Source organism: Methanobrevibacter filiformis, from assembly GCF_001639265.1.
GTDB classification, from domain to species: Archaea; Methanobacteriota; Methanobacteria; order Methanobacteriales; family Methanobacteriaceae; genus Methanacia; species Methanacia filiformis.
Genome location: NZ_LWMT01000018.1, coordinates 1 through 8,412 on the forward strand (window position 1 = coordinate 1; position 8,412 = coordinate 8,412).

7 protein-coding genes are annotated in these 8,412 nt (G+C 24.2%); 6 read left to right on the forward strand and 1 reads right to left on the reverse strand.

Features of this window, described 5'->3' with window-relative positions:
• Positions 1–210: 210 nt before the first annotated feature.
• The 6 genes from MBFIL_RS00800 to MBFIL_RS00825 all read left to right on the forward strand — a co-directional run bounded on the left by MBFIL_RS00800 (position 211) and on the right by MBFIL_RS00825 (position 5,305).
• Entirely contained in the window at positions 211–1,518 is a 1,308-nt protein-coding gene (locus MBFIL_RS00800) for a tRNA pseudouridine(54/55) synthase Pus10 (RefSeq protein ID WP_066970517.1), read from the forward strand.
• Between the two features lie 344 nt (positions 1,519–1,862).
• A complete protein-coding gene (locus tag MBFIL_RS00805) occupies positions 1,863–2,153 on the forward strand; it encodes a 50S ribosomal protein L21e (protein WP_066970519.1) in 291 nt (96 codons plus the stop codon).
• 5 nt (positions 2,154–2,158) lie between these two features.
• Positions 2,159–2,494: an RNA polymerase Rpb4 family protein gene (locus tag MBFIL_RS00810; RefSeq protein ID WP_066970521.1), complete on the forward strand. Its 336-nt coding sequence runs from the start codon at positions 2,159–2,161 to the stop codon at positions 2,492–2,494.
• A 438-nt stretch (positions 2,495–2,932) separates the two neighbouring features.
• Entirely contained in the window at positions 2,933–3,595 is a 663-nt protein-coding gene (locus MBFIL_RS00815) for a DUF655 domain-containing protein (protein WP_084266243.1), read from the forward strand.
• Between the two features lie 213 nt (positions 3,596–3,808).
• A complete protein-coding gene (gene rsmA / locus MBFIL_RS00820; RefSeq protein ID WP_066970525.1) occupies positions 3,809–4,690 on the forward strand; it encodes a 16S rRNA (adenine(1518)-N(6)/adenine(1519)-N(6))-dimethyltransferase RsmA in 882 nt (293 codons plus the stop codon).
• Positions 4,691–4,711: 21 nt separating this feature from the next.
• Positions 4,712–5,305, forward strand: a complete 594-nt coding sequence (locus MBFIL_RS00825) for a HemK2/MTQ2 family protein methyltransferase (protein ID WP_066970527.1) — start codon at positions 4,712–4,714, stop codon at positions 5,303–5,305.
• A gap of 141 nt (positions 5,306–5,446) precedes the next feature.
• Here MBFIL_RS00825 and MBFIL_RS00830 read toward each other — a convergent pair whose 3' ends face one another.
• Positions 5,447–8,305, reverse strand: a complete 2,859-nt coding sequence (locus MBFIL_RS00830) for a CDP-glycerol glycerophosphotransferase family protein (RefSeq protein ID WP_342667576.1) — start codon at positions 8,303–8,305, stop codon at positions 5,447–5,449.
• Positions 8,306–8,412: the final 107 nt, after the last annotated feature.

Consider the following 8,412-nt stretch of genomic DNA (forward strand, 5'->3'; position numbering starts at 1 on the left):
AAACATAAATCACTTAAAACCCAATAAACTAAATAATAATCCTTATTTTAACTTAATATTACTTCATCATCATAATATAAACCAATAAATATCAATTAACTAATCAATAAATTATGGAAGATCTCCTATTAATTTAATTAATTTATATTAATTCAATTACATTCTTAATTTAATACTTATTTTAGATTTAATCTTATTTAAGGGGATATAATGGATAAAAAAACTATTTTAAAAGCTAAAGAGCTTATTAAGCTTACAAACAATCATATATGTAATTATTGTCTTGGTAGGAAATTTTCAGGTATTATTGAAGCTAAAGATAATTTTGAAAGAGGAGTAGCGATAATAAATGAATTAAATGCTGAAAATCAGGATAATAATTATAATATTAATAATACTATTAATGATTTGAATAATACTGAATGTCAAGTATGCAGAAATATAATTGAAAATTTAGATACTAACTTAATAATATCTAAAATCAAAGAGAAAGTTAGCTATTTAAGCCTTGAATTTGATAGTTTTGTTCTTGGTTCAAAATTACCTAAAGAAATAGTTGAATGTGATGAAAAATTAAGCGCAGATATTGATGTTGAATCGGAAAATATTAAAAAAGAGATTAATAGGATAATTGGAGAAATATTAGAAGATGATTTACGTGCAAAAGTTGATTTTGAAGATCCTGACATTATCATACTAGTGGATCTTAGAGGATTTTTTAAAGAAAAAGAAATAAGTGGTAAAAATAATTTTGAAGATGTTAATATTAGAATTCAGATAAATCCTATTTTTATAGAAGGTAGATACCTAAAATTTAAAAGAGGAATTCCACAAACAAAGTGGCCATGTGGGAAATGTAAAGGAAAGGGATGTGATGAATGTAATTTCACTGGAAAACAATATGCTGAATCAGTTGAAGAATTAATATCTGAAATTGTCTTAAAGCATACTGGTGGACGAAGTACTAAGTTTCATGGAGCTGGTCGTGAAGATATTGATGTTAGAATGCTTGGAACTGGAAGACCTTTTGTTTTAGAAATTAAAGAGCCTAAAATTCGTAAACTTGACCTTGATAAGATAGCTATTGAAACAAATGAACATTCTAAAGGTAAAACAGAATATATCGATTTAAAATACACTATTAAATCAAGAAAAGGTGAAATAAAGGTATCTTCTCCTGATACCTATAAAGTTTACAATGCATTAGTTAAATGTGATACAGAAATAGCTAATTTGGAGTTAGATAAATTACAATCCTTAAAAGTAATTGAACAGCGAACACCTAATCGTGTATCTCATAGAAGAGCGGATTTAGTTAGGATAAAAGAAGTTAAAGATATTAAGATAGCTAATGTGGATAATGATCAATTTGAAATGATTATTAAGACTCAAGGAGGATTATATATTAAAGAATTGATTTCTGGAGATGAAGGACGAAGTAATCCAAATGTTAGTGACGTACTTGGAACTAAAGCTTATTGTGCTCAATTAGATGTTATTGAAGTTGGAATAAAATAGCTATTATCTTTAAATACTTATTAAAGTATTTTACATTCTTTATTTATTAAATAACTATTTTTAAAAGTTTTTCTATTTTCTATAAATTTAGATATTAATTAATAAAAGTAAAATATATTAATACCTTTAATTAAAATAGATAAATATTATCTAAAATAGGATGAATTTTCATTATTTTTAATATTTAATTATCTTAATTATTATGATTGCTTTATACTTTAATTATCTTAAATGCCATTTTTTTAATGAATATAGCTATTTAATTGTTCAGTAGTTATTTTAATGAATATTTAATTGTCCTATTATTGTAATACTTATTTATCACTTAAAAAGAGGTTATATAAATGCAAAGATCAAGAGGATTAAGAAGTAAAACCAGAAATAAAATGAAAAGTGTTAAAAGACCTGGAAGAACTAATCCAATAACAAGAAAGATCCAAAAATTCCAAGAAGATGATTTGGTACATATTATTATTGATCCTAGTATCCATAAAGGTCAGCCTCATCCTCGTTTCCATGGTAAAACTGCTAAAGTTATTGGAACAAGAGGAAGAGCTTATATATTAGGATTAAATGATGGTAACAAAGCTAAAGAACTTATTGTAGTACCAGAACATTTAAAACTCCAAGAGTGATCTTGATGATAGGGAAGAAAGTAGTAGAAAGTAAACCAGTACCAATGGCTAAGGTTAAAACCATTCTGGAAGATTTCCAAGAAGAATTTGAACTTAGCTATGAACAAAATTTAACATTAGATCATGTTACTAAATTCTCAAAAGACTCTTTAGAAAATACAGAAAAGCTAGTTGAAGAACTTGAACAAATTGTTAAAACAAAATATGCTATTAGAATAGCTGACTTAATGCCTCAGAACTTATCAGATCTTAGATTACTCTTTGCTAAAGAAAGAACCCCTATTACTAAAGAAACTTTGGAAAAAATATTGGAAATTCTTGATAAATATTCTGTTGAGTAAGAAATCCAATATAGGAACTTCTTTTTTCTGTTTTTTCTTCTATTTTTTCTAACTACTTCTATTTTACTTATTTATATATTTTTTGAATTATCTTTTCGTGAATTCTTATTTTATATTTATTTTAAATTCCCATAGCTTAACCATAATATTTTTGAAAATTGTAAAGTTTATGCTTTTTTTTTAAAATCAAAAAATACTTTATTAATTTAAAATAAATTAATTATTAACAATAAGATAAAAGTTATACATTCTAATAATTAAATAAAATTAATTAAACTAAATTAAATTAATTTACATAAAATGTAAAATTATTAATAGAATTAATTATATACATTGATTAAATTGGTAAATTATTTTTATTAATTAATCATATTTTTATTATTAGATTGATTAATAATCATGTCATGTTTATTAATACTCATAGTATGTTGTGATTTTATGGAAGATTATGCGATTATACTAGATTACCTTCCTTATGGATATATTAAAGAAGGAATGTCTACATTCAAGAAAAAGCCTGTTGCTCAGGCTATAGGAACAGAAAACTTCACATTGCTGGAATTAATTCCAAAGGAAGATGTTGACTTAGAAATCCATGAAACAGTTTATATTGGTCAGGGTAAAAGAGATAAGATTAACAGAGTTAAAGGTAAACTTGATTTTGAAAATTTAACTGCAACAAGTAGAATTGAAGTGGATTATGTAGTTGAAGAGATAATTCATGATAAAGAAGAAAAATATGTTAAATTTTTCAATGAAGCGGTTCCATTAAATACAAGATTACATACTTTAGAGTTTTTACCAGGAGTAGGCAATAAACACATGTGGGCTATTATAAAAGCAAGAGAAGAAAATCCTTTTGAAAGCTTTGAAGACATGAAGAAAAGAGTTAAACTAATAGGCGATCCTGCAATTCTCATTGCTAAAAAAGTTAAAATGGAACTTGATACTACGAAAGACAAAAGAGGAAAAAATAAATACAATCTTTTCACTTACATTCCACGTACAAATAAAAGACCTAACCGAGATTCCCCACGAAAACCAAATAAGGGATTTAATCGTGGTGGTAAAAGGAAGTTTAAAAAGAAACAACATGATTAATAAAAACAAGATTAATAAATATTATATCAAATAAAATTGATGTAGCATTAATAATAAATTATTGTAACAGTATGATAAATTATTGTAACAGTATGATATTTATTGTAACAGTATGATATTTTATTGTAACAGTATGATAAATTATTGTAACAGTATGATAAATTATTTTAACAGTATGATATTTTATTAATTATTTTTTTACTTTATTTTAATATGTCACCTAGAATTAACTCTCAAGCAGATATTGAAAATGTTTCTCTATTTCAAGAAACAAAATCAATTCTTCAAGATAATAACATTAAACTAAAAAAGAAATATGGTCAAAATTATTTAATAGACTCTTTTAAAAGAAAAAAAATTATTAATTTTGCTAATTTAAATAATGAAGACACTGTATTAGAAATAGGATCTGGAATTGGAACACTATCTCTTGAAATAGCTAAAAAAGCTAAAAAATTAATAGCTATTGAACAAGATCCTATAATATATAATATTTTAAGAAAAAGAATTAAGGATAATGGCATTGATAATATTGAACTTATAAATGAAGATGCCTTAAATACTGATTTTCCTAAATTCAATAAAATAGTTTCAAATCTTCCATATCAAATATCTTCACCAATAACTTTTAAATTTTTAGAATATAATTTTGATTTAGCTATTTTAATGTATCAAAAAGAATTTGCAAAAAGAATGAAGGTAAATGTATCCACTAAAAACTATTCAAGACTTAGTGCAATGTTATATTTTAAAGGAAATGTGGAATTTTTAGATGATTTATCTCCAAAAGCATTTTTTCCACCTCCAAAAATCACATCCACGGTTATAAAGTTAACACCTAAGGAAAAACACCCTGAAATGAGTATTATAAATAATGAATATACTAAAATAGCTAAAGCATTGTTCCAACATAAAAAAAAGAAGGTTATAAATGCATTAATTGATTCTCGTCATGAAATAGGTTACTCTGATAAGAAAGAACTTAGATCTATCTTAAATAAATATGATTTAGCTATTTTTAATGAAAAAGTAATAGCTACATCTCCTGAAGATATTTTAGGTTTATCAATAGCTATTAAAGATATTATTAAATGATTTAAAATGATATGTGATTAAATGAAACTTGGAGAATTTGAATTTGAAACATCAGAGTATGTTTATAATCCTTCAGACGACACTTTTCTTTTAATAGATAATTTGACTATAAATAAGGATGATAAAGTATTAGAAATAGGAACAGGTTCAGGATTAATAGCTATGCATGCTTCAAAAATAGTAAAGACAGTAATAGCTACAGATATAAGTTATGATGCATTATGCCTTGCAGATAAAAACTTCAAAGCAAACAATATTCAAAATATCACTTTAAAGTTTGGGAATTTATTTGAACCAGTAAAAAATGAAAAGTTTGATGTAATTCTATTCAACACCCCATATCTACCAACCTCTTCAGATGAAGTTCTCGAAGATAATTTAAATTATGCATTTGATGGTGGAGTAGACGGAAGAAAAATCATTGACCCCTTTTTAAATCAAGTGAAAAATCACTTAAACCATGGAGGAAAAGTTCAGCTTGTACAGTCTTCATTATCTGGTAATGAAAAAACAATTTTAAAATTAAATGAATTAGGATTTAAAAGTGAAATAACAGCTCACGAACGGTTTTTCTTCGAAGAAATAGTGGTTATTACGGGGGTTTTAGAAAAATAAAAATATATTAATTTATATTAACAATGTAAATATATAATCGATTTTTAATATTTTTTAATAGATTTTATTGACTTAGCAATTTATATTCCATATTCATTCAAATCAGAATATTTTTTATTGAGTATGTGAGTATGCTTATTGTTAGCTATTAATATTATTAGATTTAATATTAGCTATTTTTAAAAAATCTTCATAGTTATCATCTATAACACATTGAATAAGTTTTAATCTTATTTTACTGCCTGTGAACATAGGGTATAAATATTCACCATATTTGTTGCAGAATTCTTTAATAATCTCAAAAATTTCTTTCTTTTCTTCTTCTGTGAAAAATTTAAATTTGTTGATATAAATCCGCATGTCATGATTCATAAAAAAAGAGAAAGTATATGGTTTTCTGTATTCTGGTAAATAATCCCAACATGTGTTGATAGATTTAATTCTTTCTTTAAAGTTTTCAGGATTTATTGAAGTTGTTATAGATGAATTATCTTCTCTAACATTCCATATATACACTATTTGATTTAAAATTCCTATTTTTTCAGTTTTAGTATATATCTCAGTAGTGAATATTTTATCTTCATATAAATTATTCTTAAATAATATATTATTATCTATTAAATAATCTTTTCTATAAATCTTATTTGTACTTAGGGTGTCGTTGTATAAGTTTAATCTTGTTTTAATATCATCAATGTGTTTTTTATTGTATAATGAAGGAAACCATAAATCTTCATTCTGTGTTTTTTTATGATATCTTTTTGTTAATCCAGATACAACATCTAATTTTTTATGTTCAGCAAATTTTACTAAAGCATTTAATGAATTTTTAGTTATTTCATCATCAGAATCTAAGAAGAATAAATATTTTCCAATTGCTTTTTCTATACCATAATTTCTAGTCATTCCAAGTCCTGAATGCTCTTTAAAATAATATTTAATTTTAAAGCTGTTGAATCTCTTAACAATATCTTCCACTCTGTCTTCAGATCCATCATCAATTACAATGATTTCGATATTTTTCCGTTTCTGTCTTAAAACAGATTTTATAGCATCTTTAACAGTTTCAGTAGAATTGTAACAAGGTATTATAACTGAAATAAAAGGTTTTTTCCCTTGTAGTTTATACACAATACTTTTTAATTTTTTAGTAGATCTTGGAAGGTGTTTACTTAAGTAATTAATAGCTTTTCTCTTTGTGATTTTAGTTTTCCCTCTATTTTTCCCTTTATTTTTCAATTTTAGATTAGATTTTTGCACTGTTTCAGCTTTAGATTTAGAGGGATGCTTGTTATTTCTTGGTTTTACTTCAATTTCATTTTCGATTTGTGAGAGTAAACTGTTCCATTTTTTAAATATTTTTTCGTTATTAAATTTTTCTAATTGTTTTTTAATATTCTCTTCTTTGATTTCATTTACTTTTTTCATTTTTTCAATAAATTCTGAATAATCATATGGATTTACCAAAAATCCTGTTTTATAATCATTAACAATATCTGAAGCTGAAGTAAATGAGTTAAATAATATCACAGGTTTATTATAAGAATAAGCTTCCAATATTACTAATGGAAAACCTTCAGTTTTAGATACTAAAATTAAAGCACGATTATTTTTAAATATTTTTTCTTTATCTTCTTCATATCCTCTTAAGAAAAGAATATTTTCAAGTTCATTATTTTTTATTTCATTTTTTATTTTGTTTAATAAGTTTCCTGTACCATATATATTAATTTTAAAGTCTAAATTTTGCTTTTTAATTTCTTTTCCAATGTCAATTAGAGCCATTACATTTTTATCCTTTGATAATCTTCCAATATATGCAAAATTAGTTTCAGGACTTTGTTTTAAAGGAGTATAATCTAATTCTATTGAATTAGTTATACTTGTTAATTTTTTTTGAATATCCATATTTAAATGATGTTTTAATAAATCCTCCTGTTTTTCAGATAATACTATTAATTTTTTGTAATTATAAAATTTGTAGCTATTTAGAGAGTCTAAGTGCCATTGATAGATATTTTTGGATATAATATCTTTAACATCCCCATGGAACATTAATATTGAATTTTTATCTTTTAAAAAATTTTGAAAATGTAAATGTGCACTAAACTGTAGTGAAATAACATAACCATTTGTGTTTGACAAAATTGTCTTACATGCATATGTATTTGTTTGAGTACATAGTGTAAAATCTATATATTCTGATTCAAAGATTTTAACAAGGTTTTCATCATGATGAAATTCTTTAATGGCCATTACGAAGATTTTTGAATTATATTTAATCTTATAATATTTTGCCATGTTTAGTATAAAAGAATGAACTCCTCCAACTTGATTTAACTCATTAACTAAAAATATAATTTCTTTAGATCTCCGTGGACTATCATCAAAATCTAATGCCTTAACTATTTTTTTCGTAGAATTTCCATTTTCATAAGGATAAAAAAATTCTTTCATTTTAGAGTTATCATTTTCAAGTTCACTACTCATTAACTTATATAATTCTTCTTTTTTCTGAACTATCTGTTTTGATGGGATAAAATCTTTAAAATCAAAATAAACTCCTCTATTTTTAAAATATTCTTCTTTATCATACTGAAAAAGAACTATGGGTTTATTTAAGATAGAATAATCTAATATTAATGAGGAATAGTCACTAATTAGCATGTCTGATATTAACATTAAATCAGAAATTTCAGAGTAATTAGTATAATCTATCATGTTATAATTGTTTAATAAGGAATCAAAAATTTCAGAGTAATTAGTATAATCTACTATTTTATAATTGTGAATACTTTGATCTAACCAGGAGAGATAATGTAATTTAACAATAAAAATAAATTCATCAGGATTATGTAAAGATTCGATTAGTTTAATTGGATTAAATGGTAATGAAACTTTTCCCCTTTCACGAAATGTAGGAGCATATAATATAATTTTTTTATCTAAAGGAAGTCCCAATTGTTTTTTTATATTTAATTTGGCTGTGCAATAATTAATTTTTCAGTTGATGGATGACAGTGAATTTTCTTAGTTGTGGTTAGATTGTAAATTATTTTTTGTAGTTTTTTTTATTTGTTGTCTATGTTTTTCATTGAATATCTATT